Consider the following 26,692-nt stretch of genomic DNA (forward strand, 5'->3'; position numbering starts at 1 on the left):
TGATTTGGTCCCTAACCCAGCTTGCGGTCGTAGGTGATCCACATGGTCCGGGTCGCCAGCCGGTCATACACGCCGCGGCCGCGGTAATTGTCGTCCGCGGTGATCCAGCGGATCACGCCCCAGCCGCGCTGGCGGCCGATCTCGGCCAGCGCATCGATCAGTGCATCGGCGATTCGCCGCCCGCGCTGCGCCGGATCCACGAACAGATCGTCCAGGAATCCGCCAGTGCCGGCGGCCAGTGGCCGGGCGAAGGGGCGGTAATGCGCCAAGCCGATCGCCGTGCCGTCCGCATCCTCCGCCACCAGGGCTTTCACCTCATGCGCCGGGTCCATGATCCAGCCCCAGACGCGGGCGCGCATCTCCGCCGTCTGTTCCACCTTGTAGAAGGCCGCATAGCCGGCATAGAGCCGGTCCCAATCCGCGCGGTGGCGGGGGGCGAGGGGGGTGATGGTGAAACCGGTCATGCCTGGGTCTCCAGCTTGATGATCCCTGCCGCGGCGAGGCCGACGCAGATCGCGCCGACATGCATGGACTGGCCGATCAGGCCATGCTGGAGCGCCTCCAGCGCCTGCGCCACCGGCAGATGTTCCACGCTGATTAGTTCGGTCGGCTCCGGCGTCGCGGCGGCGACCAGGCGGAGGCCGGTGGCCAGCACGACATGCAGGCGGTTGGTCTGCATCGCCGGATTGGCGTGGCCGGCATACAGGTAGCGCCAGGTGCCGCCGCCATAGCCGGTCTCCTCCCGCAATTCACGCTGGGCGGCGGCGACCGGGTCGGCATCGGCCCGGTCGATCACCCCGCCGGGCAGTTCCAGGGACCAGGTCTGCGCGCCGTGCCGCCACTGGCGCACCATCACCAGGCGATGATCCTCCGTCAGCGCCACCACGACGCACCAATCGGGGTAGTCCAGCACATACCAGGGGGCGACCTCGACGCCCTGCTGGGTCCGCAGCCGGTCGGCGCGCAGACGGATCCAGCGGTCCTCGACCAGGATTTCGGAATGGGTGGTGGTCCAGGGGGGCGTGTCGATGTCCATGCCGCACCCTGGCGCGGCCGGGTGGCGGCCGGCAAGCCGTGCGGGCGCGCGACAGCCGTGCGTAACCAAGGTGCAACAGGCGGCGAAGACAGGGCATCGCAACCGCAAAGGCCTGCTGCCATGCATCGCCGTACCCTCCTGGCCCTGGCGCCGGCGCTGATGATCGGCTCCGCCCGCGCCGATGGCCTGCCGCGCTCCATCAACCACAAGGCCGGCGTGGCGCTGGATGGCTGGGACCCCGTGGCCTGGTTCACCGAAGGCCGGCCACGCCGCGGCAGCCCGGCCTTCTCCGCCGAACATGCGGGGGTGGCCTGGCATTTCGCCTCCGCCGCCCATCTGGCGCGGTTCCAGGCCGACCCGGCCGCGCATCTGCCGCGCTACGGCGGATTCTGTGCCTTCGGCGTGGCCCGCGGTTACAAGGTGGATATCGACCCCGAGGCATGGCACATCCGCAACGGCGTGCTGTACCTGAACTACGACCGAGGGGTGCAAAGGCAGTGGCAGCGGGATATCCCAGGCAACATCGCGCGCGCCGAGGCCAATTGGGCGCGTCTTGCGGAGCGCTGAGATGTCCTGCGCGGCGATGCAGGCCGGCCTGCTGCCGGCGCCGCTGGCCCGCATGACGGAGCGCGCGCGCCCGGCCGACCCGCGCCTGCTGCAGGAGATGCGCTGGGGCGGGCTGCTGGCGCAGGCGCAGGGAGGCGATGCCCGCGCCTACGACACCCTGCTGCGGGAAGTGACGCCGCGGCTGCGCCAACTGGCCCGCGCCCGCATCCGCGATGCGGCGGAGGTGGAGGATGCGGTGCAGGACGCGCTGATGACCATCCACGCGTTGCGCCACACCTACGACCCCGAGCGCCCCTTCGGCCCCTGGATGACCACCATCGCCACCCGCCGCGCCATCGACCGGCTGCGCCGCCGTGGCCGCGGTGCCGGCCGCGAATCGAACCTGGACGATCTGCCGGATTCCGCCGCCTCCGTGCCGCCGGTGGCGGAGGAGCGCATCGCGGCGCGCAATCTGCGTGAGGCCGTGTCCGAACTGCCGGAAAGCCAGCGCACGGCCCTGCGCCTGGCGAAGCTGGAGGATCTGTCGCTGGCCGAGGCGTCCGCCCGGTCCGGCCTCAGCATCGGGGCGCTGAAGGTGGCGACCCACCGCGCCATGCGGTCGCTCCGCCGCCGCTTCGGCGTGGGGGAAGAAGGGGAGGCCAAAGTAGGAGATGATCGTGCAGACCGATGAGCTGATCCGCCGCCTTGCGCGCGACGTGCCGCCGGTGCGCCGGGTGACGCCGCCAATGCGGGCGGCGCTGGGCTGGCTGGCCCTGGCGGCGACGGTGGTGGCGGCCGGCGTGCTGATCTCCGGCTTCCGGCACGATCTGGAACACCGGCTGATGCTGATGCATGAGCAGGTGAATCTGCTGGCGGCGCTGGCCACCGCCGCGGCGGCAGCCGTGGCCGCCTTCCACCTGGCGCTGCCCGACCGTTCCGATCGCTGGGCATTGCTGCCGCTGCCCTTTGCCATCTTCTGGATCTCTGGCCTCGGCTGGGGCTGCATCGCGGAATTCATCGAGCGCGGCTGGCCGGCGCTGGGCATCAGCTTCGCCTGCATGGGCTTCATCATCGGCTTCGGCGTGCCGCTGACGCTGGGCATGCTGTGGATGACACGGCACGCCGCCCGCATCCGCCCCGGCCCCGTCGCCTGGCTGGCGGGGCTGGCGGCGGCGGCGGTGGCCTCGGTCGGGCTGTCGCTGGTGCACCATCTGGAGGCCGCGGCGATGGTACTGATCTGGCATGGCGGGTCCGTGCTGGTGGTGATGCTGCTGTCGCGGCTGTGGGGCAGCCGCGCCATGCGCGCCATGTCCGCCTGAACGGCACACGGCCGAAAGCCGTCGCCCGCGCGGCCGTGATGCAACGGTGGCGGCCGCGGGCTGCTATGGCCGCTGTGCGCTGCCGAGACCGAATCGATGACCCTTGCCCAGACCAGCCTGCTCGCCATCCTGGCGGCCACCATCATCCTGTTCATCTGGGGCCGCTGGCGGCATGACGTGGTGGCGGTGGCGGCGCTTCTGGCCGCGGTCGCGGCGGGGCTGGTGGCGCCCGATGCGGCCTTTGCCGGGCTGGGGCATCCGGCCGTCGTCACCGTTGCCTGCATCCTGATTCTCAGCGCAGCGCTGCAGGCCAGCGGGGCGGTGGACTGGCTTTCCAGCGTCGCGGTGCCGCGCAAGGCCGGGCCCACGCTGACCATCGCGGCGCTGGCGGGCCTCGCCGCGCTGCTCTCGGCCTTCATGAACAATGTCGGCGCGCTGGCGCTGCTGATGCCGGTGGCGATTCCCGTGGCCGCGCGGCTTGGGCTTCCGCCGGGCCGGGTGCTGATGCCGCTCGCCTTCGGCTCCATCCTCGGCGGCATGACGACGCTGATCGGCACGCCGCCCAACCTCATCGTCTCCGGCTTTCGCGCACAGGCCGGCGGCGCGGGCAGCTTCGCGATGTTCGACTTCGCCCCGGTCGGCGTGGCAGTGGCCCTGGCCGGCCTCGCCTTCCTCGCGCTCGGCTGGCGCCTGGTGCCGTCGCGCAAGGTCAGCGGCGCGGAGGGCTTCGCCAGCGGGGCCTACCTGACGGAGGCGCGGGTGCCGGAAGGCGCCAAGGCCGCCGGCCTGACGCTGCGCGCGATCGAGGAAGCGCTGAAGGCCAGCGAAGCGCAGGTCATCAGCCTGTTACGCAACGAGCGCCGCATCGCCGCGCCGCATTTCTCGCGCGAGGTCAAGGCCGGCGACATCCTGGTGATCGAGGCGGAGCCTGAGGCGCTGACCGCGGCCCTCGCCGATCTCGGCCTGAAGCTGGAGGAGGAAGTGCGACCCGGCGAGGGCGCCGCGGAGGGCGCGAAGCCCGAGCCGGACAGCCCCGCCGCCGCGCTGCAATCGCCTGATGTGGTGCTGGCGGAATATGTGGTGCGGCCACTGGCCAAGATCGCCGGGCTTTCCGCCCGCGGCATCCGCCTGCGCCACCAGTTCGGCGTCAACCTGCTGGCCATCTCCCGCCGCGGGGTGCGGGAGACCGCGCGCCTGAACAGCATGGCGCTGCGGGAAGGCGACATGCTGCTGCTGCAGGGCTCGCCGGAGACGATGACGGAGTTTGCCCAGCAATTTGGCCTGGTGCCGCTGGCGCAACGGTCGCTGCGCCTGCCGGATGCGCGCCGCGCCGCGCTGGTGGGTGGCGTGATGCTGGCCGCCATCGCGGGCGCCGCCTTCGGCCTGGTGCCCGCCGCCATCGCCTTCGCGGCCGGCGTGCTGGCAGTGGTGCTGCTCGGCCAGGTGCCGGTGCGGCGGCTGTATGATGCGGTGGACTGGCCGGTGATCGTGCTGCTGGCCGCGCTGCTGCCGGTGGCGGAGGCGATGGCCACCACCGGCACCGCGGATCTGGTGGCCAACGCCATGCTGGCACCTGTCGCGCCCTACGGCCCGGTGGCGGCGCTGGTGCTGGTGCTGGTGGTGACCATGACGCTGTCGGACTTCATGAACAACGCCGGCACCGCCGCGGTGATGTGCCCGGTGGCGATCGGCACCGCCAGCCAGCTCGGTGTCGCCGCCGACCCGTTCCTGATGGCGGTGGCGATCGGCGCCTCCTGCGCCTTCCTGACGCCGATCGGGCACCAGAACAACACGCTGATCCTGGGGCCCGGCGGCTTCCGCTTCAGCGACTATTGGCGCCTTGGCCTGCCGCTGGAGATCCTGGTGGTGGCCGTGGCGGTGCCGGCGCTGCTGCTGTTCTGGCCGCTGTAGAGCGTGACGACTTGAGGTGGACTCACCGAAAAATCTGAATCACGCGCTCAGTTGCGCCTTATTCCGCGAGCGACATGCCGAGCGCCGGCTTCGCATCCGCCGGCAGCGGGCTGACATAGGGCTTGCCGCCGGTGCGGGCCGCGTGGTCGGCCTTGGCCTTGGCGATCAGCGCCGGGTTCTGCAGCGCATCCACCGCCGTGCCGGCCATCACCTTCGCCACATGCACCATGCCGGTATGCGCGGCCGGTGCCTTGCCCTGCGCCACCACCTGCCAGCTATGGCCCGGCGTGCCGATGGCATAGGTCGCGCCGCGCGCCTGCACCGTCGGCACCTTCCAGGAGACGTCGCCGACATCGGTGGAGCCGTTCATGCCGGCGCCCTTGGCATCCAGCGGCACGATCAGCTCGCACAGCGCCTTGCCGGTATCCGGCGTGACGCCCTGGCGGCGATAGCCGGATAGGATGTCTTCCTCCGACAGCGTCTTCTGGATTTCCGCCGCATAGGCCTTGTCCGCATCGGTGAATTGCGGCGGGCCGAGGCGCTGGAAATTGTCGTGCATCAGTTGTTCGAGTGGCGAATTGCCGAGCAGGTTGGACACGGCGGAGATCACCTGGGTGGAAACGGTGGTCTCCGTCATCAGCGCCGCACCATCCGCGATCTTGCGCACGCGGGCGACCAGGGCGTTGAGTTCGACCAGGTTACGCGCCCGGATCAGGTAGCGCACCTTGGTCTGCGACTGCACTACATTCGGCGCGATGCCGCCGGCGTTGAGATAGGCGTAATGGATGCGCGCATCGCTCGGCATATGCTCCCGCATGTAGTTGACGCCGACATTCATCAGCTCGATCGCATCCAGCGCCGAGCGCCCAAGATGCGGCGAGGACGCCGCATGGGCGGCGCGGCCTGTGAACGAAAAATCGATGCGGGTATTGGCGAGCGAAATCGCCTCGTTCACGCCGGAGAAGCCGGCGGGGTGCCAGCAGATGGCGATGTCCACGTCATCGAAGGCGCCCTCGCGCACCATGAATCCCTTGGCCGCGCCGCCTTCCTCTGCCGGGCAGCCATAGTAGCGCACGCGGCCGGGCAGGTTGTTGGCCTTGAGGTAATCCTTCACCGCCGCGGCGGCGAGCAGGCTGGCGGAGCCCAGCACATTATGGCCGCAGCCATGGCCGTAGCCATCGCCCGGCAGCGGCTTGTGCTCCGCGACATCGGCCTCCTGCGAAAGGCCCGGCAGCGCGTCATACTCGCCGAGGATGGCGATCACCGGCCCGCCCTCACCGGCCTCGCCCATCACGGCGGTGGGAATGCCGGCGACGTCGCGGGTGATGGCGAAGCCCTCCGCCTCCAGCATGGCGATATGCTCCGCGACGCTGCGGTGTTCGTTGTAGCAAAGCTCCGGCATGCCCCAGACGCGGTCGCTGAGCGCCGCATAGGCTTCCTTGCGCTCGTCGACGCTGCGCCAGACCTGTTCGTCATTCTGCATGGCTGTACTTCCTTCAATTCAGAGCAGCGGCGGCGGCATCGATGGCGGCCTGGGCTTCACGCAGCGCATGGGCCAGCCGGTTGCAGGCACGTTGCGCGTCCACCGTGGCGAATTTCGCGGCGTCGCTGCCCGGCTCCGTCCTTGCCAGGTCGCGCGCCGGCTGCAGGGTGACCCAGGCGGGCAGGGGCAGGGCGGCGGCGTGGACGAAGCGGTCGCCTGGCGTGTAGTCCACCGGCACCAGGGCGCGGGAGGCGCGCATCAGTGCGGCGCTGGCCGCTGCCGCATCCTTGGCCGGGCGGCCGACGAGGCTCGCGGCGCTGTCGCGCAGGTGCTGCGCCGCCGCCATCAGCCTGCCGAGGTCGAAGCGCCCATCCAGCTTCTGTGCCAGCGGCGCCAATTCGCGCAGTAGCGCCTCCGCCGTCGCCGCATGGTCCAGCGGCACCACCGGCTCCTCCAGCAGTTTCCACACCACCTGGGTCAGCACGCGCGTGTCGCGAACCAGATTGGCCTCGTCGACCTTGTCCAGCAGGTCATGCGGCGTGTGCCACCACCAGCCCAGCGCGTGGCGCGCCTGTTCGTGCTTGGCCGGCTGTTCGCTGATCACGCCGAACATGGAAGGGATGCCGATGCCGACGAAGCTCTCGTCACTGTTGCGCGCCTTGCGACCACCCTTGTAGGGCCCGTTGGTCTGCGCCTGCACCGCTTCCGCCGCCAAATGCCGCAGTTCCGTCATCGCCGCCGCATTTTCCAGAACCGTGGCGCCGACGCCGCCGAGGCTGTCCACATTCACATGCGCGGCGCAGAGCCGGTCCAGCTCATCCCAATGCGTATCGGCATACCAGGCGGAGCTGGAATAGCGACCATGCGAATGGCCGGACCAGAAGCACAGGCGCAGCCCGCGCTGCCATTTGGTCTGCTGCTGCGCGCAGATCCGCGCCGCCTCCATCATGCCGGCATTGGCCGAGCCATTATCCATCACGCCATAATACCAGGTGTCCTGGTGGCCAGACATCAGGATGAAGGGCGCGTCCGGCTCACCGAGTTCCGCGACAAGGATCGGCGTCTTGCGCCAGCCGGTATCCACCTCCGCCTCCAGCGTCACCACGGGCTGACCGCCGGCGGCCAAGGTGTCGCGGATCGCGCCGCCATCCGCTTTGTTCACGCTGCAGACGATGGTGGTCGGAAGGCCTTCCAACGTGCTGGTGCCGGGGCTGCCCCAGACCGGGGAGATGCACATCTCATGGATATGCTCATGGTGGCTGATGTGCAGCTGCCCGGCCGCGCCGGCGCGCGCGGCACGCTGCGCCGCCGCGGGGGTTGCCATGCCCTCGCACAGCACGATCCGCCCGGCGAGGTCGCCCCTGGCAAAATCCGCATCCGTGCCGTGGCCGAGATAGACCGGCACGCCGGAGATCCGGCCGGGGCAGGAGAAGGATTGCGTGATGCAGCCGACCGCCTTGCCATCGACCAGCACCTGCGCCTTGCCGGGCAGGCTGATATAGGCGTCGTGCATCAGCATCTGCGTGCGGAAGCCATAGTCGCGCATGCGGGTTTCGAGGAAGCGGATCGACTCCAGTTCATCCTTTTCCCCGCTCAGCTTCATCCAGCGCGCGATCTCGCGCAGATTGGCCATCATCTCCGGGCCGCTGACGGCATCGAGCATGTCGGTCTCTCCTTCAGCGGCGCGCAGGCACTTGGCCCTCGCCGATATCCCACCAGATGCCCGCCATCAGGCCCAGCCCCTCACGCAGCAGCGGCGCCAGCGCGTGTTCATCCGGGCCATGCTGGTTGCAGCCGGCATAGCTGTTCGGAATCCAGATCACCGGCATGCCGAGTTCCTCCATGAACATGTCGGAGGGGTTCGAGCCGGAGGAGTTCGGGATGATGTTCGGCGCCTGGTTGGTGGTCCGCCGCATCGACCCCGCGACCATCGCCACCCAGGGATCATCCGGATCGGTGCGCGACGCGCCGAAGGCGTCGCGCTCCAGCATCGGCACGACCTCGACCTCCGGGAACCCCGTCGCATCCAGATGCCGGCGCAGCGCGGGGATGAAGGCGCCGCCGGGGATATCCGCCGTGTGCCGCACCTGAAGCCGCGCGCGGGCCTCGCCCTGCACCGCATTGGTCGGCGCATCTGGATGGCCGGTGACCTGCGCCAGCAGGATCACGCTGGTCCAGCCGAAGATCTTCTCCGCTTTCGTCAGGCCCGGCTCGCCCCAGGCGGGATCGCCTTCTGGCAGGCCGGGAATGTCCTCGAACACCAAATCGCCGATGGCGCGCTTGACGGAGTCGGGCATGGCGGCGGGTGTCCAGCCCTCCACCAGGATGCGACCGTTGCGATCGAGGATGCTTGACAGCGCATGCGCCAGCACGAAGCCCGGATCGGTCAGCACGCCGCCCCAATGGCCAGAGTGATGCGCATGGTCGCGCAGCCGCACCACCAGGTCGAAGGCCACGCCGCCGCGCGCGCCGAGCTTCATCTCCGGCATGAAGGTGGTCTGCCGCGGACCGTCCAGCCCGATGAACACATCCGCCGCCAGCCGGTCTTTCTCCGCCCGCAGCAGGTCGCGCAGGCCTGGGGAGCCCTGCTCCTCCCCGGTTTCCACCAGCACCTTGGCGTTGAAGCCGAGCCGGCCGCCACGCTCCGCCATCACCGCGCGCAGCGCCTCGATCGCGATCAGATGCTGGCCCTTGTTGTCCACCGTGCCGCGGCCGTACCATTTGTCACCGCGTTGCGTGACCTGCCAGGGGTCGAGGCCGTCGCTCCATTTCGGCGCCAGGCCGCGCACTACGTCGCCATGGCCATAGATCAGCACGGTCGGCAGCGCCGGGTCCTCGATGCGGGTTGCCACGAACACCGGGCCGCGGCCGGGGCGGGGGTTTTCCAGCACGGTCTGCTCGAAGGGCATGTCGCGCATGAGGTCGGGCAGCGTTTCGGTGCAGTAGAGCGTCAGCGCCGGCAGGCTGTCCGGCAATTGGCTTTCCGTTGGCACCGCCACCAGCTTCCGCAGCGCATCGAGATATGCGCCTTCATCAAAGCAGCGTTCCGCGCGCGCGATCGCCCCAGCCCGAGAGCCTGCCATGCAATGTTCCTTCCCGTCCGTTATCCGAAGTCTCGCGCGGATTGCAGGCCGCGGGAAGGGCCGCACCTAATCCGCCGCGATGCGCGTCGGGTCGATCTCCACCTGCGCCACGTCATAGGCGCGAAGGGATTCGTAGAAGCGGGGCAGGTCGCTGGCGAACAGGCCGCGCGTGATGCCCGCGGCCAGCCTCGGCACGGCGATGCCCATGGCGTTGATGGAGGCACCTGCCGGGCCGAAGGACATAGTGGTGCCGATGCCGAACAGATGGATGTCCCGCATCCACGGCGTCTCGCCCGTCATGCGTTCCTGGAAACTGTAGTCATCGGCGAGATAGGGGAATTCCCCGAGCCGCGGATTGGCTTCCTCCGCCGGCGGCGTGTAGCGGTCCGACCAGCGCGCGATGTTGTGCGCGCAGCCCGAGAGTTCCGGCACCAGCGCGGGGTCCATCCGCACGCCGGTGCCGCAGATCAGGAAGTCCGCGCTGAACTCGCCGCGCGGCGTCGCGACCACCGCCTGCCCGTCCTGCACGCGCGCCGCCGTCCAGGGGCGCCCGACATGCATGCCAAAGTTGGGAAAGGCGAGGACGCGGGCGTAGGTGTCGGGCGGGAAGCCCTCCCGCAGCCCCAGCACATTCGCCATGAAGCGCCAGCGCCACTCATCCGGCATTTCATGGATGTGGCGCATGAAGCCCGCGAAGGTCAGCCAGCGATAGGGCTGCACCACCATCGGCTCCGCCCGCCGGCAAAACAGATGCACCTCGGCCGCGCCAGCCTCCAGCGCCATCGCCGCATTGTCGAAGGCGGAGGCGCCGGCGCCGAGCACCGCCACCACCTTGCCGCGCAGCGCGGCGAAATCGATCGCATCCGCGCTATGCGCCCGCAGATGCGCGGGCAGGGCGCGGATGAAATCGGGCATCCACCAGATGCCGGCACCCTCCTGGCCCGTCGCCAGCACCACCTTGCGCGCCAGCATCGGCCCTTCGCTGGTCTCGACGCGCAGGCAGGGCAGGCCATCATCCGTGCGCGCGGGTCCGATGCGCCCGGCCTCCACGCCGTTACGGACCGGCACGCCGACCACGCGGCGCAGCCAAAGCAGGTAGTCGTTCCAGAATTCCTTCGGGATGTAGCGCAGCGCATCCCAGGATGCGGTGCCGAACTGCGCCTCATGCCAGGCCTGGTAGGTGAGGGAGGGTACGCCGAGATCGGGCCCGCTCTGGTCCTTCCAGGACCGGAGATTAAGCATTCGCGCATAGGTGGTCCAAGGCCCCTCTCGCCCCATTGGCGCGCGGTCCAGCACCAGCAGGTTCCGCACCTTGTCGCGCATCAGCGCGAAGGCGGTGACCACGCCGCATTGCCCGGCACCCACCACCAGCACATCCAGCACCGGCGCGCCGCCGCAGGTCTTCGGCTGCAGCCAGTCCATGCGCGGATGCGCGATCAGGTCCAGGTCGCGCCGGACATCGGTTTCGAGGTCCAGCAGGGTGCGGGGGGCGGGCAAGGTGCGGGTCTCCGATCAACGGCTCGGCAGGAGGATGGGCAGATTCCGCCGCCTCGCCATCCCCCGGAAGCGGCGCCGCGATCGCGGGCGACACGTCATTGCCGCGTATACCGGCACCGGCTGCCGCCATTGCGCGCAGCCCCGTGTTGATGGCGCCCGCCGCGCCGGCCAAGGCGCTTGCAAGTCACCACCGATTGTTGCCACGCTTCACCGGAGCGGGAGAAGACCTTTCCCCAAACGGCCCACGCGATTGAGGACAGCGACCATGACCATGATGCGACGTCACCTGCTGGCCGGCGCCGGGCTTACACTCGCCGCGCCTGCGACGCTGCGCGCGCAGGGAGCGCCGCAATTCACCTTCCGGCTGCACAGCTTCTCCTCCCCCACCGCACTCGACCACACCATGCATCTGGACCCCTGGGCGGAGAAGGTGGCGCGGGAATCCAACGGGCGCATCAAGATCGAGGTCTTCCCCGCCATGCAGCTCGGCGGCCAGCCGCGCGACCTGGTGCAGCAGCTGGAAGACGGCGTCGTCGACATCATCTGGACGGTGCCCGGCTTCACCCCTGGCCGCTTCATGGGGACGGAGGGGCTGGAACTGCCCTTCATGAACACCGGCCTGTCCGCCACCGAAAGCGCGGCGGCCATGGAATTCATCGGCAAGCACCTGGCGGACAGCGAATACCGCGGCATCAAGATCATCGCTGTGCATTCCACGGACCGCGCGCTGGTGCACACCTCCCGCAAGCCGATCCGCACGATGGAGGATTTCCGCGGCATGAAGCTGCGCGTCGCCGGGCGTTTCATCGGGGAGGCGGTGACGGCGCTGGGCGGCACGCCCGTGGGTATCCCGCTGGGCGGTGTGTACGAGGCGACGGCGCGCAACCAGGTGGACGGCTTCCTGATCAACTGGGCGATCACCCAACCCTTCCGCCTGTATGAAGTCGCAAAATTCCACAGCGAGCCGCCGGGCGTCGGCCTGTTCCAGGGCATGATCCTCACCCTGATGAACGGCCGCAGCTACAACCGCCTGCCGCCCGATCTGAAGTCGGTGATCGATGCCAATTCCGGCCCGGCGCTCGCCACCGACCGCGGCCGGATCTGGGACACGCAGACCAAGCCCGCGGTGGATGCGGCGTTGGCCGCCGGCAACGAGATCATCCCCATCGGGCCTGCGGAAATGGCGCGCTGGCGCACCGCCGTGCAGCCGGCCTACGACGCCTGGATCGCGGAGATGACGCGCCGTGGCCGAGATGGCCGCGCGATGTTCGCGGACCTTCAGGCCATCACCGCGAAGCACGGCCGCGCGTGAGCCTGGCAGCGCTGCGGGGTGCGCTGACGCGCCTCGCGGTCGGCTGCGCACTGGTGGCAGGCCTGCTGCTGCTGGCGGCGGTCGCGGTCACCACCGCCTCCGTCCTGCGCGGCGCCTTCGGGCGGCCGATCCTGGGTGACAGCGAGATCGTGGAGATGCTGCTCGGCGTTGCCGTGGTGATGTGCATGCCGCTGTGTGAGATGAAGGGCGCGCATGTGGTGGTGGATTTCTTCACCCAGAAGCTGCCGCCGCGCGGCCTGGCGGGTCTCGATGCGGTGATGCGGGTGGTGGTGGCGGTGGTGGTGGCCGTGCTGGCCTGGCGGCTGGCGATCGGCGGCTACAACATGTGGGACCGCGAGAGGGATACGATGTTCCTGCAACTGCCCTTCTGGTGGGGCTATGCCGGCGCGGCGCTCGGCATGATGGCCTGGAGCCTTTGTGCCGCCTTCGTCGCCGCCGAGAGCCTCATCCGGCCGCGCCGCCCCGCATGACCAACTTCACCATCGGGTTGCTGATGTTCGGCGGCGCGCTGCTGCTGATCGGGCTTCGCATGCCGGTCGGCATCGCCATGCTGCTGGTGGGCGGGCTGGGCTATGCCGAGCTGTCGGGCTGGGACCGGCTGTTCGCCACGCTGAACACGCTGACCTTTAGCCGCTTCTTCTCCTATACATTGTCCGTCATTCCGCTGTTCCTGCTGATGGGCGATTTCGCCACCAAGGGCGGCATGAACCGGGCGCTCTTTCGCTGTGCCCGCGCCTGGATGGGGCATTGGCGTGGTGGGCTGGCGGTGGCCAGCATCGGCGGCTGCGCGGCCTTCGGCGCCATCTGCGGGTCTTCGCTGGCGACGGCGGCCACCATGTCCCAGGTCGCGCTGCCGGAGATGCGGCGGCACGGCTATTCGCCGGCGCTCGCCACCGGCACGCTGGCGGCGGGCGGCACACTGGGCATTCTCATTCCGCCCAGCGTCATCCTGGTGATCTATGCGATCTACACCGAGATGAGCATCGGCGCGCTGTTCATCGCCGCCGTCATCCCGGGCATCCTGGCGACCGGCGGCTACATGCTGGTGGTGAACCTCTACAGCCGCCTGGTGCCTGGCGCCGCGCCACCGGCGGAACGCATGCCGATGCGGGAGAGGTTGCGTGCGACCTCCGATGTCTGGCCGGTGATGCTGGTTTTCATTGTTGTTATCACCGGCATCTATGGCGGCTGGTTCAGCGCGACGGAGGGGGCCGCCATCGGCGCCGCCGCCACCGGGCTTCTGGCGGTGGTGCTGGGCGGCATGCGCTGGCAAGGGTTGAAGGAAAGCCTGCTGTCCACCGCGGAAACCACGGGCCTGATCTTCCTGGTGCTGCTGGGGGCGGAGCTGTTCAGCGCGGCGCTGGCGCTGTCCCATCTGCCGGCCGAGCTGTCCGCCATGGTCGCCGCGTTGCCGGTGCCGCCGCTGGTGATCCTGGCGCTGATCCTCGTTGTGTACTTCATCCTCGGCTGCTTCATGGAAAGCATGGCGATGGTGCTGCTGACGCTGCCTATCTTCATCCCGTTGATGCTAGGCCTGGATTTCGGCATGGACCGCACGCAGGTGCTGGTCTGGTTCGGCATCCTGGTGCTGATGAGCGTGGAGGTGGGCATGATCTCGCCACCCTTTGGGCTCAACCTGTTCGTGATCAACGCGATGGCGAAGGAGATCCCGATGGGTGAGACCTATCGCGGCGTGCTGCCCTTCTGCCTGTCCGATGTTGTTCGCATCGTCATCCTGGTGCTGTTTCCGTCGCTGTCGCTGTGGCTGCCGGGGCTTTGGTAGTCAGACGGTGGGCGGTTTCCGCACCGCCGTCTGATCCAGCGGGCCGGCGGCGCCAGCCAGCGCCGCTTCGCCGCGCACCATCACGGCGATTTGCTTCAGCAGCTTCACGGCCACGCCGCGATCCTTTGCCATATGGCGAATGACGCGGGCCGTGTCCTTGATGACAGAGGGCTGGATTCCCTCTTTCGGCCCATCGAGGATCAGCAACGCGGCCGGGCACTCAGAGCGCGCCCGATCGCCAATTGCTGCTGCTGCCCACCGGAGCATTCGCCAGCCGCGCCGGCGCCGGAATTGCCGAAGGGTGCTGAACAGTCCAGCGTTTCCGTATCCACGCCGTGCGGCCGCCAGCGCGGTTTCACGATTTCCTGCACGGTGAGACCGGCGCGGGCGCGTACCGCGAGCGCGAGCCGCATCACGTCGCACCCTTCCCAGGTGCTGGGCCCTGCGCGCACCTACTCAAGCCCCATGATCGCGAAGATGCTTCGGAAATGGGCGATCACTGCATCTTTGGCGCTGTCTGCGCTCGCGGATTGTGCAGATATGCCGTCTCTGGTCGTTCGATCTTCGCCATGGCATCATTGGCAGTATGCTTAACGATGCGGCCCCCGCGCCCCACCACCAGCGCGCCCGCGGGCGCGCCGAACTCGGCCTGGTTGCCGCGCCGGGTGGCGCGCGAATCGCGCATCTTTTTCAATCTGCGCCGCTGCGCGTGCTATTCCCGGATGCGGACCCGGACGAGCCGAAGCAGGTCGCGCTGGTGAATGTCGCGGGCGGGCTGGCGGGCGGCGATGCGCTGCACTCCGTGATCACCCTGGGCGCCGCCGCGCGCTTCACCGCGACCACGCCCGCGGCCGAGAAGATCTATCGCAGCCTGGGTCCGGAGACGGAGATCGCAGCCCACCTCACGCTCGGCGCGAATTCCACCTGCGAATGGCTGCCGCAGGAGACAATCCTGTTCGATGGTGCGCGCCTGCGCCGGCGCCTGGATATTGCGCTTGCACCGGATGCACGGCTGCTGGCGGCGGAGATGCTGGTGTTCGGCCGCGCCGCCCGTGGCGAGGTTTTCGCCCATGGCGCGCTGCAGGACCGCTGGCGCATCACGCGCGACGGCCGGTTGCTGTGGGTGGATGCGATGCGGTTGGATCCAGCGGCGCTCGGCCATCGCTTCACGCTGAATGGCGCCGGGGCCATGGCGACGCTGGTGCTGGCCATACCGCAGGCGGCGGCACATCGCGACCTGGCGCGAGAGCTTGCACAAGGCGGGGCAGGGTTGGTCGCGCCGGGGCTTCTGGTGGCCCGCTGGCTCGGTGAGGCCGGGGCCGTGCGCGCCGGGCTCGGCGCGGCCATCATGGCGCTGCGCGAAGCCGCGCTCGGCCTGCCGCCGAAGCTTCCGAGGCTCTGGCGCGCATGAGGTGGCACGCGCCATGCTTGGTCCGAGACGGAGGTGACGCATGAACCTGATGCCGCGTGAGAAGGACAAGCTGCTGGTCGCCATGGCGGCCATCGTCGCCCGGCGGCGGCTGGAACGCGGCGTGAAGCTGAACCATCCGGAGGCGGTGGCATTGATCACCGACTATGTGGTGGAAGGCGCCCGCGATGGCCGCAGCGTGGCGGAGTTGATGCGCGACGGCGCCACGGTGATCACGCGCGACCAGGTGATGGAGGGCATTGCCGAGATGATCCACGAGATCCAGGTCGAAGCGACCTTCCCGGACGGCACCAAGCTCGTCACCGTGCATGAGCCGATCCGATGATCCCCGGCGAGCTGTTCCCCGCGGAGGGCGAGATCGAACTCAACGCGGGCCGGCCGACGACGGAGATCGAGGTCGCCAACACCGGCGACCGCCCGATCCAGGTCGGCAGCCACTACCATTTCGCGGAGACCAACCCGGCCCTGCGCTTCGACCGCGTGGCGGCACGCGGCCAGCGCCTCGATATTCCCGCTGGCACAGCGGTGCGGTTCGAGCCAGGGCAGGCACGCAGCGTGCGGCTGGTGCCCTATGGCGGCGCGCGCATCGTGCATGGTTTTCGCGGCGAAACGGAGGGAAAGCTCTGATGCCCGCAAAGCTTTCCCGCCGCGCCTATGCCGGCATGTATGGCCCAACCACCGGCGACCGCCTGCGCCTCGCGGATACCGACCTGATCATCGAAGTCGAGCGTGACCTGACCATCTATGGTGAGGAAGTGAAATTCGGCGGCGGCAAGGTGATCCGCGATGGCATGGGCCAGTCGCAGGTCACGCGCGCAGGTGGCGCGGTGGATACCGTCATCACCAATGCGCTGATCCTTGACCACAGCGGCATCTACAAGGCGGATGTCGGCCTGAAGGACGGGCTGATCCATTCGATCGGCAAGGCGGGTAATCCGGATACGCAGCCGGGGGTGACCATCATCATTGGCCCCGGCACGGAAGTGCTGGCCGGCGAGGGGCGCATCCTGACAGCAGGCGGCGTCGATCCGCATATCCACTTCATCTGCCCGCAACAGATCGAGGAGGCGCTGGTCTCCGGTATCACCACCATGTTCGGCGGCGGCACCGGTCCCGCGCACGGCACCTTGGCGACGACGGCAACGCCCGGCCCTTGGCACCTGGCGCGAATGCTGCAGGCATCCGAGGCCTTTCCGATGAATCTCGGCTTCCTCGGCAAGGGCAATGCAGCGTTGCCGGCAGCCTTGGAAGAACAGATTCGCGGCGGCGCCTGTGGCCTCAAGCTGCATGAGGATTGGGGCACCACGCCGAAGGCGATCGACACCTGCCTGAAGGTGGCGGATGAATTCGATATCCAGGTCGCCATCCACTCCGACACGCTGAACGAAAGCGGCTTCGTGGAAGACACGATCCGCGCCATTGGCGGCCGCGCGATCCAGGCCTTCCACACGGAAGGCGCCGGCGGCGGCCACGCGCCGGACATTCTGCGCGTCATCGGCGAGCCGAATTTTCTGCCGTCCTCGACCAACCCGACGATGCCCTACACGCGCAACACGGTGGATGAGCATCTCGACATGCTCATGGTGTGTCATCACCTCGACCCGCGCATTCCGGAAGACGTGGCCTTCGCCGAAAGCCGCATCCGCAAGGAGACGATCGCGGCGGAGGATATCCTGCACGATTTCGGCGCCATCTCCATGATGTCCTCCGACAGCCAGGCGATGGGACGGGTGGGGGAGGTGATCCTTCGCACCTGGCAGGCCGCGCATAAGATGAAGCAGCAGCGCGGCAGGCTGCCGGGCGAGACGGGCGACAATGACAATCTGCGCGTGCGTCGCTACATCGCGAAATACACCATCAACCCGGCCATCTCGCAGGGCGTCGCGGCGCATGTCGGCAGCATCACCGTGGGCAAGCTGGCGGATCTGGTACTGTGGTCGCCGGCATTCTTCGGCGTGAAGCCGGACTATGTGCTGAAATGCGGCAGCATCGCCATGGCGCCGATGGGCGATCCGAACGCCTCGATCCCCACGCCGCAGCCCATCCACTACCGCCCGATGTTCGCCGCCTATGGCCGCGCCAACACGCTGTCCTCCGTTACCTTCACCAGCCAGGCGGCGCTTGATTCCGGCATTGCCGAACGGCTTGGCCTGCAACGCCCGATGCTGGCCGTGACGAACACCCGCAACATCGGCAAGCGCGACATGGTGTTGAATGATGCGCTGCCGCGGATCGAGGTGGATGCCGAAACCTACGAAGTCCGCGCCGATGGCGAGCTTCTGATCTGCGAACCCGCCACCGTGCTGCCGATGGCGCAGCGCTACTTTCTGTTCTGAGAGCCCAACATGCCACATGCCCGCGCCATCGCCGTACACCCCGCCGGAAGCTGGCCGGAGGATGCGGCCAAGGACATCGTGACCGTCGATTTCGACGACCGTTTCCGCCGCCGAAAGATCTACCTGACCGATGGCGGCGGCAGCTTCCTGCTCGACCTGCCGGAGGCCACAGTGATGCGCGATGGCGATGGGCTGGAGCTGGAAGCCGGCGGCTTCATCCTGCTGCGCGCGGCGGCGGAGGATCTGGTTTCCGTCACCGCCGACAGCCCCGCGAAGTTGCTGCGCCTCGCCTGGCATCTCGGCAACCGGCATCTGCCGACGGAACTCGATGGCAACCGCATCCTGATCCGCTACGACCACGTCATCATCCGCATGCTGGAGGGCCTGGGCGCCACGCTCGCCAAGGTGCGCGCGCCCTTCAACCCGGAGGGTGGCGCCTATGGCGAGCACAACCGCCTGCCGGCCCATCCGCACGGCCATCACGACCATGACCACCATCACTGACCTGGCGACGCTGGCGCGGCTGCTGGCGTGGCTCTCGCCCGCCTACCCGACCGGCGCCTTCAGCTACAGCCATGGGCTGGAGATGGCGGTGGAGGAAGGCGCGGTGACGAGCCGCGCCGGAATGGTCGCCTATGCCGAGGCTGCCTTGGCGCATGGCGCGGGCGCGATGGATGGCGGGCTGCTGGCGCTGTCCTGGCGGGCTGCCACGGTGCGCGACGGTGCCGCGCTGGATGTTCTGGTGGAACTGGCAGCCGCCATGCGCGGCACGGCCGAACTGGCGCTGGAAGCGATGCAGCCCGGCGGCGCTTTTGCGCTGGCGACCAACGCCGCCTGGCCACAGCCGGATTTTGCCGCCTTCACCGCGCGCCACACGGGGCGGCTGACGCATGCTGTGGCATTTGGCGCCGCCGCCGGTTTCCACGCGATGCCGCTGCGCGAATCCTGCTTCGCCTGGCTCGCCGCCTTTGCTGCCAACCTGGTCTCCGCCGGCGTGCGCGTGGTGCCGCTTGGCCAGACCGATGGCCAGATCGCCACCGCGGCCCTGCTGCCCGCCATAGTGGCCGCCACGGATGCCGCGCTGGCGATCCAGGACGCCGATGAGATCGGTGGCGCCGCCCCGGTCATCGACCTGTTCTCCCTGCGCCACGAGACGCAATACACGAGGCTATTTAGATCATGAGTAACGGTCCCTTCCGCGTCGGCATCGGCGGCCCTGTCGGGTCCGGCAAGACTGCGCTGGTCGATCGGCTTTGCAAGGTGATGCGCGATACGCATGACATCGCCGCCATCACCAACGACATCTACACGCGCGAGGATGCCGAATTCCTGACCCGCAGCGGCGCCCTGGCGGCCGAGCGCATCATGGGTGTGGAGACCGGCGGCTGCCCGCATACCGCGATCCGGGAGGATGCCTCGATCAACCTCGCCGCCGTGGCCGAGATGTCCGCGCGTTTTCCGGCGCTCGAAATCCTGTTCATCGAATCCGGCGGCGACAATCTGGCCGCGACCTTCAGCCCGGAACTGGCCGACCTGACGATCTACGTCATCGATGTCTCGGCCGGCGACAAGATCCCGCGCAAGGGCGGGCCGGGCATAACGCGATCGGACCTGCTGGTCATCAACAAGACCGATCTGGCACCGCTGGTGGGTGCCGATCTGTCCGTCATGGATCGCGACGCGAAGAAGATGCGCGGCGCGCGGCCTTTCATTTTCACCAATCTTAAGGAAAACAAGGGCGTGTCCGAGATCGCGTCCTTCATTCTGAAATCCGGAGGTATTGCCTGATGCGCCGTCTTCTCACCCTGGCCGCCCTTCTCGCGCCGATGCCTGCCCTCGCGCATGAGGGCGGCGCCCATGTGCATGGTGTCCTCACCGGCTTCCTGCACCCGGTCGGCGGGCTGGACCATATGCTGGCGATGGTCGCCGTCGGTCTCTGGGCCGGCCTGGTGAGCGGTCGCGCCAACTGGGCGCTGCCGGCGGGCTTTCTGGGCGCCATGGTGCTGGGCTTCGGGCTGGGCGCGGGCGGCTTCGGCCTGCCGATGGTGGAGGCGGGTATCCTGGCCTCCGTCATCATCCTCGGCGCGCTGGTTGCTGCGGCCGCGCGTTTCCCGCTGGCCTTCGCGGTGCCGCTGGTGGCGATATTCGGGCTGCTGCACGGGCATGCCCATGGTACGGAAATGGGCGGGCAGGGCGCGCTGGGCTACGTTGCGGGCTTCATCCTCGCCACCGCGGCGCTGCATGCGGCGGGGGTGTTCGGCGCGCGCGCCATCACCAACCAGTTCGTCGTCCGCGTGGCCGGTGGCGCCATGGCGGCGCTGATGCTGGTCGTCGTGGCCATCGCCTGATGCAGCGGGCCGTCCTGGTCCCGGAACTGCTGGTCGCCGATCTGGCGGCCAGCCTGCGCTTCTGGTGCGGGCTTTGCGGCTTCCACATCGCTTACGACCGGCCGGAAGACCGCTTCGCCTATCTGGACCGCGACGGCGCCCAGGTGATGCTGGAGGAAGCGGCCGGGCCCGGTCGCCGCTGGATCACCGGCAAGCTGGAACGGCCCTTCGGCCGCGGCATGAATTTGCAGATCGCGGTGGCGGATTGCGCGCCGATCCTGACGAAGCTGGAGGCGGCAGGCTGGCCGCTTTACCTCGCGGTCGAGGAGAAATGGTACCGCGTGGCCGAAGGCGATGTCGGCGTGCGGCAATTCATCGCGCAGGATCCGGATGGCTACCTGTTGCGATTCTCCCAGACGCTTCAGGCGGCGTCGCCCGCGACCCAGCCGCTCGACCAAGCCCACTGGAAATTGTAGCCGCCGAGCCAGCCAGTCACGTCCACAGCCTCGCCCACCACGAACAGGCCGGGCACATCCTTCGTCATCATGGTCTGGGATGACAGGCCGGCGGTGTCGATGCCGCCCAGCGTCACCTCCGCCTTCGCATAGCCCTCGCTGCCCGCAGGCTCCACCCGCCAGGCCTTGAGCAGCGCGCCGAGCGCCTTCAGCGGCGCATCGCCCACTTCGCCAATCACGCGCGGCGGCAGATGCAGCGCGGCCATGGCCTGCGCCAGCCGGGCCGGCAGGAACTCGCCCAGAATGGTCTTCGGCTCTGCCTTCGGCCGGGCGCGTTTGCCGGCCAGCAGCAGGGCCGTGGCGTCGCGTTCCGGCAGCAGGTCCAGCGTGATGGCCTGGCCGTCCTGCCAATAGGAGGAGGCCTGGAGGATGGCGGGGCCGGACAGGCCGCGATGGGTGAATAGCAGCGCCTCCCGGAACGCGGCCTTGCCGGCCTTGGCGATGCTGTCCAGCGCGACGCCGGATAGCGGCTGCATCAGCGCCAGCAGGTCACCGCCAAAGGTCAGCGGCACCAGGCCTGGGCGCGGCGCCACCAGCTTCAGGCCGAAGCGCCGCGCCACGTCATGCGCGAAGCCGGTCGCGCCCATCTTCGGGATGGACAGGCCACCGGTCGCCAGCACCAGGCTGTCCGCCGTGAAGCCGCCGCGGTCGGTGGTGATGCGGAAGCGGTCATCGCGGGTGACGTCGGTGATGCGGTGCGACAGGCGAAGATCGACGCCCGCGGCGCTGCATTCCGCCAGCAGCATCGCCACGATGGCGCGGGCGGAGCCGTCGCAGAACAACTGCCCCAGCGTCTTCTCATGGAACGGAATGCCGTGCTTCCGGACAAGCGCGACGAAATCGTGCTGCGTGTAGCGGGCCAGCGCTGACCGCGCGAAATGCGGATTGGCCGAAAGGAACCGCTCCGGCACGCAGCCCGAATTGGTGAAGTTGCAGCGTCCACCGCCGGAGATGAGAATCTTCTTCCCCGCCGCCTCCGCATGATCCAGCAGCAGCACGCGCCGCCCACGCTGCCCCGCGCGCATCGCCGCGAACAGCCCCGCCGCCCCGGCGCCCAGCACCACCACATCGAAATGGGTCACGCCGCTTGCGCCAACCCGGCCATGTCCCGCCCCACCGCTTCCGCCACGCGGATACCATCCACGCCGGCGGAAAAGATGCCGCCCGCATAGCCCGCACCCTCGCCGGCCGGGTACAGGCCGAGCGTGTTGACGCTGCGGAAACTGGCGTCGCGGCGGATGCGGATGGGGGAGGAGGTGCGGGTTTCGACGCCCGTCATCACCGCGTCGGCCATGTCGAAGCCGCGAATCTGCTTACCGAAGGCGGGCAACGCTTCGCGCATGGCGGTTACAGCGAAATCCGGCAGGCAGGTTGCGAGGTCGGTCGGCGTCACGCCCGGCTTGTAGCTCGGTACCACGGCGCCAAGGCTGGTCGAGGCGCGCCCCGCGAGAAAGTCCCCGACAAGCTGCGCCGGCGCGCAGTAGTTGCTGCCGCCGGCGACAAAGGCGCGTTCCTCCCAGTGCCGCTGCAGGGCGATACCGGCCAGCGGGTCGCCGGGGTAGTCCACCTCCGGCGTGATGCCGACGACGATGCCGGCATTGGCGTTGCGCTCCGCCCGCGAATACTGGCTCATCCCATTGGTCACCAGTCGCCCCGGCTCGCTGGCTGCGGCCACCACGGTGCCGCCCGGGCACATGCAGAAGGAATAGACGCCACGGCCATTGCTGCTGTGATGCACCAGCTTGTAGTCCGCAGCGCCGAGAATGGGGTTGCCCGCGAAAGCGCCGAAGCGGGCGCGATCGATGATCGATTGCGGATGCTCGATCCGCACGCCGATCGAGAAGGGCTTTGCTTCCACAAAGACGCCCGCGGCGTGCAACTGGTAAAAGGTATCGCGCGCCGAATGGCCGATGGCGAGCACCACATGCTGCGTCTCGATCGTCTCGCCCGCTTCCGTCACCACGCCGCGCATCCGGCGCTGGCCGTCGCGGCCGGTCTCGACCAGGAAATCCACCACCTTGGTGCCGAAGCGGTATTCGCCGCCCAGCGCCTCGATCTTCGCGCGCAGGCTTTCCACCATCGTCACCAGGCGGAAGGTGCCGATGTGGGGTTTCGCGACGGTGAGGATTTCCTCCGGCGCACCGGCCGCCACGAATTCGGTCAGCACCTTGCGACCGAGATGCTGCGGGTCCTTGATGCCGGACCACAGCTTGCCGTCGGAGAAGGTGCCGGCGCCGCCCTCCCCGAACTGCACGTTGCTGTCGGGCGTCAACTCGTTGCGGCGCCACAGCGCCCAGGTGTCCTTGGTGCGTTCCCGCACCACCTTGCCGCGGTCCAGGATGATCGGCCGGAAGCCCATCTCCGCCAGGATCAACGCGGCGAAGATTCCACACGGCCCGGTGCCGATCACCACGGGCCGCTGCGGCAGCCGGGCAGGGGCCTGCGCCACCGGTCGGTAGCTGGTATCCGGCGTGCGGATCAGCGTGCGCGCCAGCGCCTTGTCACCCGAAGCGCGGCGCAGCAGCGCCGCCTCGTCATCCACCGAAAAATCGACGGAATAGACCAGCAGAATGGCCGACCGCTTGCGCGCGTCCCAGGCCCGGCGGGCGATGGTGATGTCGCGCACCGCCTCCGCCCGCAGCCCGAGCGCCGTGCAGAGTGCCTGCTGCACCGCCCCTTCCGGGTGGTCCAGCGGCAGCTTCAATTCGGTCAGCCGTAACAAGTGGGTCTCCTAATAGACGACGACGGAGCGGATGGACTCGCCGCGCTCCATCAGTTCAAAGCCATGATTGATCTCATCCAGCGGCATCACATGGGTGATCAGGCTGTCGATGTCGATCTTCCCCTGCATGTACCAGTCGACGATCTTCGGCACATCGGTCCGCCCACGGGCGCCGCCGAAGGCCGTGCCGCGCCAGGACCGGCCGGTGACGAGCTGGAACGGCCGGGTGCTGATCTCCTGCCCGGCCGCCGCCACGCCGATGATGATGGACTCGCCCCAGCCGCGATGCGTGCATTCCAGCGCCTGGCGCATCACCTGCACATTGCCGATGCATTCGAAGGAGAAATCGGCGCCGCCGCCGGTGAGGTCGACAATCGCCTGCACCACCTTGTCGTGGCCAACCTTGTTCGGGTTGATGAAGTCGGTCATGCCGAACTTCCGGGCCATTTCCTCCCGCCCGTCATTCAGGTCGATGCCGATGATCTTGTCGGCGCCCACCATCCGGGCGCCCTGGATCACGTTCAGCCCGATGCCGCCGAGGCCGAACACCGCCACATTGGCGCCCGGCCAGACCTTGGCGGTGTTGATGACGGCGCCGATGCCGGTGGTCACACCGCAGCCGATGTAGCAGATCTTCTCGAACGGCGCGTCTTCGCGAACTTTTGCCAGTGCGATCTCGGGCAGGATGGTGAAGTTCGCGAAGGTGGAGCAGCCCATGTAGTGCATCACGGGCGCACCCTCGCAGCTGAAGCGGCTGGTGCCGTCCGGCATCACGCCCTTGCCCTGGGTACCGCGGATCGCGGTGCACAGGTTGGACCGCTGGCTGAGGCAGGTTTTGCACTGCCGGCATTCCGGCGTGTAGAGCGGAATCACATGGTCGCCCGGCTTCAGGCTGGTGACGCCGGCGCCCACCTCCCGCACGATGCCCGCCCCCTCATGGCCCAGGATGGCGGGGAACAGCCCTTCGGGGTCCGCGCCGGACAGGGTGTAGAGGTCGGTGTGGCACAGGCCGGTCGCCTTGACTTCCATCAGCACTTCCCCGGCCTTCGGGCCGCCGATCTCCACTTCCGTTACCGAAAGGGGCTTGCCGGCCGCCCAGGCCACCGCCGCGCGCGTCTTCATGCCATCCGCTCCGTCTGCATCACGCGGCGCCTATAGCATCCCGCACCCGCGCCGGGACAGGCGGCGCAGCTTGCGCGCACCGCGAGGTGTGGGTGGCGTGGACACAACCGGGCAGGCCCGTGGCCGTGTCTCACCTGCCGCAAATTCACGACTGCGTCTCAGCTTGTGCCGCAGGCGAGACATCCGGCGCAGGACTCCGCATTCCGTTCGATTTTCTGGACTTGCGCTTAGAGTAACGAACGGCGAAAGCTTGACCCAGGGTGGGTAGCGAAACGGTCGGGGGTCGTTGCAATGCGATGGGCTATGCTGGCAGTGGCGGGTCTGTTCGCGCTTCTCACGCCGCTGCTGGCAACGCCCGCCATGGCGCAGACCGGCAACCCGACCCATGATTCCCTCATGGCCCAGAATGCGGCCGGGCAGCGGGAGTCGTTTCGCAGCCTGTTGCGGACCAACGGCCTGGCCTGCGCCGAGGTCACCAACATCTACGCTGCCGGTTTAAGCCGGGACCGCACCGCCTTCTGGGATCTGCAATGCCGGGATGGCGGGCCTTGGCGCATCGCGCTGCCGTCGCAACGCTGGGGCAGTCCGCGGCTGTTCGCCTGCGGCCTGAGTTCCGGCCCCTCGGCCGGGGCGTGTTTCCGGCCGCTCGGCACGGGTGTGGCCGCGCCGGCACGTGTGGCGACGCGGCCGGTCGGCATTCCGCCATCCTGCCAACGAGCCTGCGCCACCCAGCCACGCGGCCTGGTGAACGCCTGCCAGCAGCGCTGTGCCGAGGGCGGCACGATCCACGCCGCGGCACCCATCCCGCGCGGTACCGCCGCCGCCATCCGCGGCCGCTTCGGCTTCATCTACACGGCAGAGCCCCCCTCCACCGCCTTCGGCTTCACCAGCGGCCAGCCGGACCGCCTGGCGGCCAGCATGGCGGCGATCCGCGCCTGCGAAGCCGTGGTCGGGCGCAACCAGTGCCGCATCACGCTGGATTTCCCCAATGCCTGCGGTGCGCTGGCCCAGGCCGTCAGCGGCGCGCCGCAGCAATTGCGCCGCACCGCGGCCGGCGCCGGCCAGACGCGTGAACAGGCTGAGGCGCAGGCGCTGCAGATGTGCCGGGTGGCGGAACGCCCCGGCTCCGGCATCGTCTGCCGCATCGCCGCCTCCGGATGCTGAAACCCATGCCGCGCCCCTTCCTCGATCGGAACACCGCCATGCGCCGCTGCCTTCTTGGCCTTCTCTCGCTGTTCGTCATGACCGGTGCCGCCGCCGCGCAGACACGCGAGGCGGTGCAGCAGCGCGGCACCCTGCGCTGCGGCGTGTTCGGCCAGTTGCCCGGCTTTTCGGCACCCGATGCAAGCGGCGCCATGCGCGGGCTGGACGCGGATTTCTGCCGAGCGATTGCCGCCGCGGTGCTGGGAGATGCGGAGAAGGTGGAATTCGTCACCGCCGAATCCGTCGCGGCCGGGTTCGCCGGGCTGGAAGCGGGGGGGGTGGAGGTGCTGTCCAGCAACCTGACGGCCACCGCCATGCGCGATGCCGGCCGCAACGTCGTTCCCACCGGCGTGCTGTTGTATGACGGCCAGGCGGTGCTGGTGCGCGCCGATGCCGGCATTGCCAGTTTCGCGGGGCTCGACGGCAAGCGCATCTGCGTCGCGGCGCCCACGGTGGATGGCAGCCAGGCCATCCTCCGCAACGCCGCCACCCGGGCTGGCATCACGGTGGTGCCAGTGGTGGTGGCGCAAGGCGGTCCCTCGCTGCTGGAGGGCTTCAAGGCCGGGCGCTGCGATGCGGTGACCGCCGATGCCGCCGCGCTGGCCACGCTGCGCGCCACCGACCTGCCCGATCCGAACGAGGCCCTGCTGCTGCCCGAGCGCCTGAGCCGGGAGCCGCTGACCCCCTTCGTCCGCGGTGGCGATGAGCGCTGGCGCGAAATTGTCTCCTGGACCCTGCATGCGCTGGTGGCGGCGGAGGAGCTGGAAATCACCAGCGCCACGCTGGATGCGGCGCTGGCCTCGGATGATTCGGAGATCCGCTTCCTCATCGGGTTGGATCCGGGCCTGGGCGCGGCGCTCGGCCTGCGTGACACCTGGGCGGCGGAGGCGATCCGCCAGGTCGGGAACTACGGCGAGATCTTCGACCGGAACCTCGGGGAAGGCTCGCCCATCGGCCTCGATCGTGGCCTGTCCGATCTGTGGCGGCGCGGCGGGCTGATGTATCCCTTCCCCTTCCGGTAACGCCCGCGGCGCGGCACAACCGCAG

The 26,692-nt window shown here is 68.9% G+C and carries 30 protein-coding genes; 18 read left to right on the plus strand and 12 right to left on the minus strand.

Features of this window, described 5'->3' with window-relative positions; genetic code table 11:
* Window positions 1-11: 11 nt before the first annotated feature.
* Window positions 12-464 (minus strand): N-acetyltransferase family protein, encoded by a 453-nt coding sequence (locus tag ACFHNC_RS17720; RefSeq protein ID WP_437170566.1) that lies wholly within the window; start codon window positions 462-464, stop codon window positions 12-14.
* Entirely contained in the window at window positions 461-1,036 is a 576-nt protein-coding gene (locus ACFHNC_RS17725) for an NUDIX hydrolase (protein WP_437170567.1), read from the minus strand. Before ACFHNC_RS17725 ends, ACFHNC_RS17720 begins: the two co-directional genes overlap by 4 nt.
* A gap of 120 nt (window positions 1,037-1,156) precedes the next feature.
* Between ACFHNC_RS17725 and ACFHNC_RS17730 the strand changes: the two genes are divergently transcribed.
* From ACFHNC_RS17730 to ACFHNC_RS17745, 4 genes are all read left to right on the plus strand, one after another.
* Window positions 1,157-1,603, plus strand: coding sequence for a YHS domain-containing (seleno)protein (locus ACFHNC_RS17730; RefSeq protein WP_437170568.1), 447 nt, complete (start codon window positions 1,157-1,159; stop codon window positions 1,601-1,603).
* A gap of 1 nt (window position 1,604) precedes the next feature.
* On the plus strand, window positions 1,605-2,273 hold the full coding sequence (locus ACFHNC_RS17735) for an RNA polymerase sigma factor (protein WP_437170569.1): 669 nt from the start codon (window positions 1,605-1,607) through the stop codon (window positions 2,271-2,273).
* Window positions 2,260-2,901, plus strand: coding sequence for an NrsF family protein (locus tag ACFHNC_RS17740; RefSeq protein WP_437170570.1), 642 nt, complete (start codon window positions 2,260-2,262; stop codon window positions 2,899-2,901). The genes ACFHNC_RS17735 and ACFHNC_RS17740 overlap by 14 nt, the downstream gene beginning before the upstream one ends.
* Window positions 2,902-2,997: 96 nt before the next feature.
* The gene (locus ACFHNC_RS17745; RefSeq protein WP_437170571.1) at window positions 2,998-4,812 is read left to right on the plus strand and encodes an SLC13 family permease; all 1,815 of its coding nucleotides are present in this window, start codon (window positions 2,998-3,000) and stop codon (window positions 4,810-4,812) included.
* 58 nt (window positions 4,813-4,870) lie between these two features.
* Here ACFHNC_RS17745 and ACFHNC_RS17750 read toward each other — a convergent pair whose 3' ends face one another.
* The 4 genes from ACFHNC_RS17750 to ACFHNC_RS17765 form a co-directional block, all read right to left on the minus strand.
* A complete protein-coding gene (locus tag ACFHNC_RS17750) occupies window positions 4,871-6,295 on the minus strand; it encodes a M20 family metallopeptidase (RefSeq protein ID WP_437170572.1) in 1,425 nt (474 codons plus the stop codon).
* A 13-nt stretch (window positions 6,296-6,308) separates the two neighbouring features.
* A complete protein-coding gene (locus ACFHNC_RS17755) occupies window positions 6,309-7,958 on the minus strand; it encodes a M28 family peptidase (RefSeq protein WP_437170573.1) in 1,650 nt (549 codons plus the stop codon).
* 13 nt (window positions 7,959-7,971) lie between these two features.
* Window positions 7,972-9,378: a M20/M25/M40 family metallo-hydrolase gene (locus tag ACFHNC_RS17760; protein WP_437170574.1), complete on the minus strand. Its 1,407-nt coding sequence runs from the start codon at window positions 9,376-9,378 to the stop codon at window positions 7,972-7,974.
* Window positions 9,379-9,444: 66 nt separating this feature from the next.
* The gene (locus ACFHNC_RS17765) at window positions 9,445-10,875 is read right to left on the minus strand and encodes an NAD(P)-binding domain-containing protein (RefSeq protein ID WP_437170575.1); all 1,431 of its coding nucleotides are present in this window, start codon (window positions 10,873-10,875) and stop codon (window positions 9,445-9,447) included.
* Between the two features lie 265 nt (window positions 10,876-11,140).
* Here ACFHNC_RS17765 and ACFHNC_RS17770 point away from each other — a divergent pair, with 265 nt between their 5' ends.
* From ACFHNC_RS17770 to ACFHNC_RS17780, 3 genes are read left to right on the plus strand one after another with little or no spacing between them, the layout of a single operon-like run.
* Window positions 11,141-12,187 carry a TRAP transporter substrate-binding protein gene (locus ACFHNC_RS17770; RefSeq protein ID WP_437170576.1) on the plus strand — a complete coding sequence of 349 codons (1,047 nt, stop codon included), beginning with the start codon at window positions 11,141-11,143 and terminating at the stop codon, window positions 12,185-12,187.
* Window positions 12,184-12,678, plus strand: coding sequence for a TRAP transporter small permease (locus ACFHNC_RS17775; protein ID WP_437170577.1), 495 nt, complete (start codon window positions 12,184-12,186; stop codon window positions 12,676-12,678). Before ACFHNC_RS17770 ends, ACFHNC_RS17775 begins: the two co-directional genes overlap by 4 nt.
* Window positions 12,675-13,991, plus strand: coding sequence for a TRAP transporter large permease (locus ACFHNC_RS17780; RefSeq protein ID WP_437170578.1), 1,317 nt, complete (start codon window positions 12,675-12,677; stop codon window positions 13,989-13,991). Before ACFHNC_RS17775 ends, ACFHNC_RS17780 begins: the two co-directional genes overlap by 4 nt.
* Here ACFHNC_RS17780 and ACFHNC_RS17785 read toward each other — a convergent pair whose 3' ends face one another.
* The 3 genes from ACFHNC_RS17785 to ACFHNC_RS17795 all read right to left on the minus strand — a co-directional run bounded on the left by ACFHNC_RS17785 (window position 13,992) and on the right by ACFHNC_RS17795 (window position 14,685).
* Window positions 13,992-14,198 carry a hypothetical protein gene (locus ACFHNC_RS17785; protein WP_437170579.1) on the minus strand — a complete coding sequence of 69 codons (207 nt, stop codon included), beginning with the start codon at window positions 14,196-14,198 and terminating at the stop codon, window positions 13,992-13,994.
* Entirely contained in the window at window positions 14,192-14,404 is a 213-nt protein-coding gene (locus tag ACFHNC_RS17790) for a hypothetical protein (protein WP_437170580.1), read from the minus strand. Before ACFHNC_RS17790 ends, ACFHNC_RS17785 begins: the two co-directional genes overlap by 7 nt.
* An 83-nt stretch (window positions 14,405-14,487) precedes the next feature.
* A complete protein-coding gene (locus ACFHNC_RS17795) occupies window positions 14,488-14,685 on the minus strand; it encodes a hypothetical protein (protein ID WP_437170581.1) in 198 nt (65 codons plus the stop codon).
* 15 nt (window positions 14,686-14,700) lie between these two features.
* Between ACFHNC_RS17795 and ACFHNC_RS17800 the strand changes: the two genes are divergently transcribed.
* From ACFHNC_RS17800 to ACFHNC_RS17840, 9 genes are read left to right on the plus strand one after another with little or no spacing between them, the layout of a single operon-like run.
* A complete protein-coding gene (locus tag ACFHNC_RS17800; RefSeq protein WP_437170582.1) occupies window positions 14,701-15,402 on the plus strand; it encodes an urease accessory protein UreD in 702 nt (233 codons plus the stop codon).
* 40 nt (window positions 15,403-15,442) lie between these two features.
* Window positions 15,443-15,745: an urease subunit gamma gene (locus ACFHNC_RS17805; protein ID WP_437170583.1), complete on the plus strand. Its 303-nt coding sequence runs from the start codon at window positions 15,443-15,445 to the stop codon at window positions 15,743-15,745.
* On the plus strand, window positions 15,742-16,047 hold the full coding sequence (locus tag ACFHNC_RS17810) for an urease subunit beta (protein ID WP_437170584.1): 306 nt from the start codon (window positions 15,742-15,744) through the stop codon (window positions 16,045-16,047). Before ACFHNC_RS17805 ends, ACFHNC_RS17810 begins: the two co-directional genes overlap by 4 nt.
* Entirely contained in the window at window positions 16,047-17,756 is a 1,710-nt protein-coding gene (gene ureC, locus ACFHNC_RS17815) for an urease subunit alpha (RefSeq protein ID WP_437170585.1), read from the plus strand. The genes ACFHNC_RS17810 and ureC overlap by 1 nt, the downstream gene beginning before the upstream one ends.
* A 9-nt stretch (window positions 17,757-17,765) precedes the next feature.
* On the plus strand, window positions 17,766-18,260 hold the full coding sequence (locus tag ACFHNC_RS17820) for an urease accessory protein UreE (RefSeq protein ID WP_437170586.1): 495 nt from the start codon (window positions 17,766-17,768) through the stop codon (window positions 18,258-18,260).
* Window positions 18,244-18,939 carry an urease accessory protein UreF gene (locus tag ACFHNC_RS17825; RefSeq protein WP_437170587.1) on the plus strand — a complete coding sequence of 232 codons (696 nt, stop codon included), beginning with the start codon at window positions 18,244-18,246 and terminating at the stop codon, window positions 18,937-18,939. The genes ACFHNC_RS17820 and ACFHNC_RS17825 overlap by 17 nt, the downstream gene beginning before the upstream one ends.
* Window positions 18,936-19,544: an urease accessory protein UreG gene (ureG, locus tag ACFHNC_RS17830; RefSeq protein WP_437170588.1), complete on the plus strand. Its 609-nt coding sequence runs from the start codon at window positions 18,936-18,938 to the stop codon at window positions 19,542-19,544. Before ACFHNC_RS17825 ends, ureG begins: the two co-directional genes overlap by 4 nt.
* Complete coding sequence (locus tag ACFHNC_RS17835) at window positions 19,544-20,104, plus strand: HupE/UreJ family protein (protein ID WP_437170589.1); 561 nt, start codon at window positions 19,544-19,546, stop codon at window positions 20,102-20,104. Before ureG ends, ACFHNC_RS17835 begins: the two co-directional genes overlap by 1 nt.
* Window positions 20,104-20,559 carry a bleomycin resistance protein gene (locus ACFHNC_RS17840; protein WP_437170590.1) on the plus strand — a complete coding sequence of 152 codons (456 nt, stop codon included), beginning with the start codon at window positions 20,104-20,106 and terminating at the stop codon, window positions 20,557-20,559. Before ACFHNC_RS17835 ends, ACFHNC_RS17840 begins: the two co-directional genes overlap by 1 nt.
* On the opposite strand, the gene ACFHNC_RS17845 is transcribed toward ACFHNC_RS17840, so the two are convergent.
* The 3 genes from ACFHNC_RS17845 to ACFHNC_RS17855 are packed head-to-tail and all read right to left on the minus strand — an operon-like array spanning window position 20,505 to window position 24,442.
* Window positions 20,505-21,680, minus strand: a complete 1,176-nt coding sequence (locus ACFHNC_RS17845) for an NAD(P)/FAD-dependent oxidoreductase (protein ID WP_437170591.1) — start codon at window positions 21,678-21,680, stop codon at window positions 20,505-20,507. The two genes, ACFHNC_RS17840 and ACFHNC_RS17845, sit on opposite strands and share 55 nt — an antisense overlap.
* Window positions 21,677-23,320, minus strand: a complete 1,644-nt coding sequence (locus ACFHNC_RS17850; protein ID WP_437170592.1) for an NAD(P)/FAD-dependent oxidoreductase — start codon at window positions 23,318-23,320, stop codon at window positions 21,677-21,679. Before ACFHNC_RS17850 ends, ACFHNC_RS17845 begins: the two co-directional genes overlap by 4 nt.
* A gap of 9 nt (window positions 23,321-23,329) precedes the next feature.
* Window positions 23,330-24,442, minus strand: a complete 1,113-nt coding sequence (locus ACFHNC_RS17855) for an S-(hydroxymethyl)glutathione dehydrogenase/class III alcohol dehydrogenase (RefSeq protein WP_437170593.1) — start codon at window positions 24,440-24,442, stop codon at window positions 23,330-23,332.
* A 312-nt stretch (window positions 24,443-24,754) separates the two neighbouring features.
* Here ACFHNC_RS17855 and ACFHNC_RS17860 point away from each other — a divergent pair, with 312 nt between their 5' ends.
* On the plus strand, window positions 24,755-25,606 hold the full coding sequence (locus tag ACFHNC_RS17860; protein ID WP_437170594.1) for a DUF4189 domain-containing protein: 852 nt from the start codon (window positions 24,755-24,757) through the stop codon (window positions 25,604-25,606).
* Window positions 25,607-25,611: 5 nt separating this feature from the next.
* Window positions 25,612-26,667, plus strand: a complete 1,056-nt coding sequence (locus tag ACFHNC_RS17865; protein ID WP_437170595.1) for a transporter substrate-binding domain-containing protein — start codon at window positions 25,612-25,614, stop codon at window positions 26,665-26,667.
* The last annotated feature ends 25 nt before the right edge of the window (window positions 26,668-26,692 follow it).

This window comes from Falsiroseomonas sp. E2-1-a4, assembly GCF_051433165.1.
GTDB lineage: Bacteria > Pseudomonadota > Alphaproteobacteria > Acetobacterales > Acetobacteraceae > Falsiroseomonas.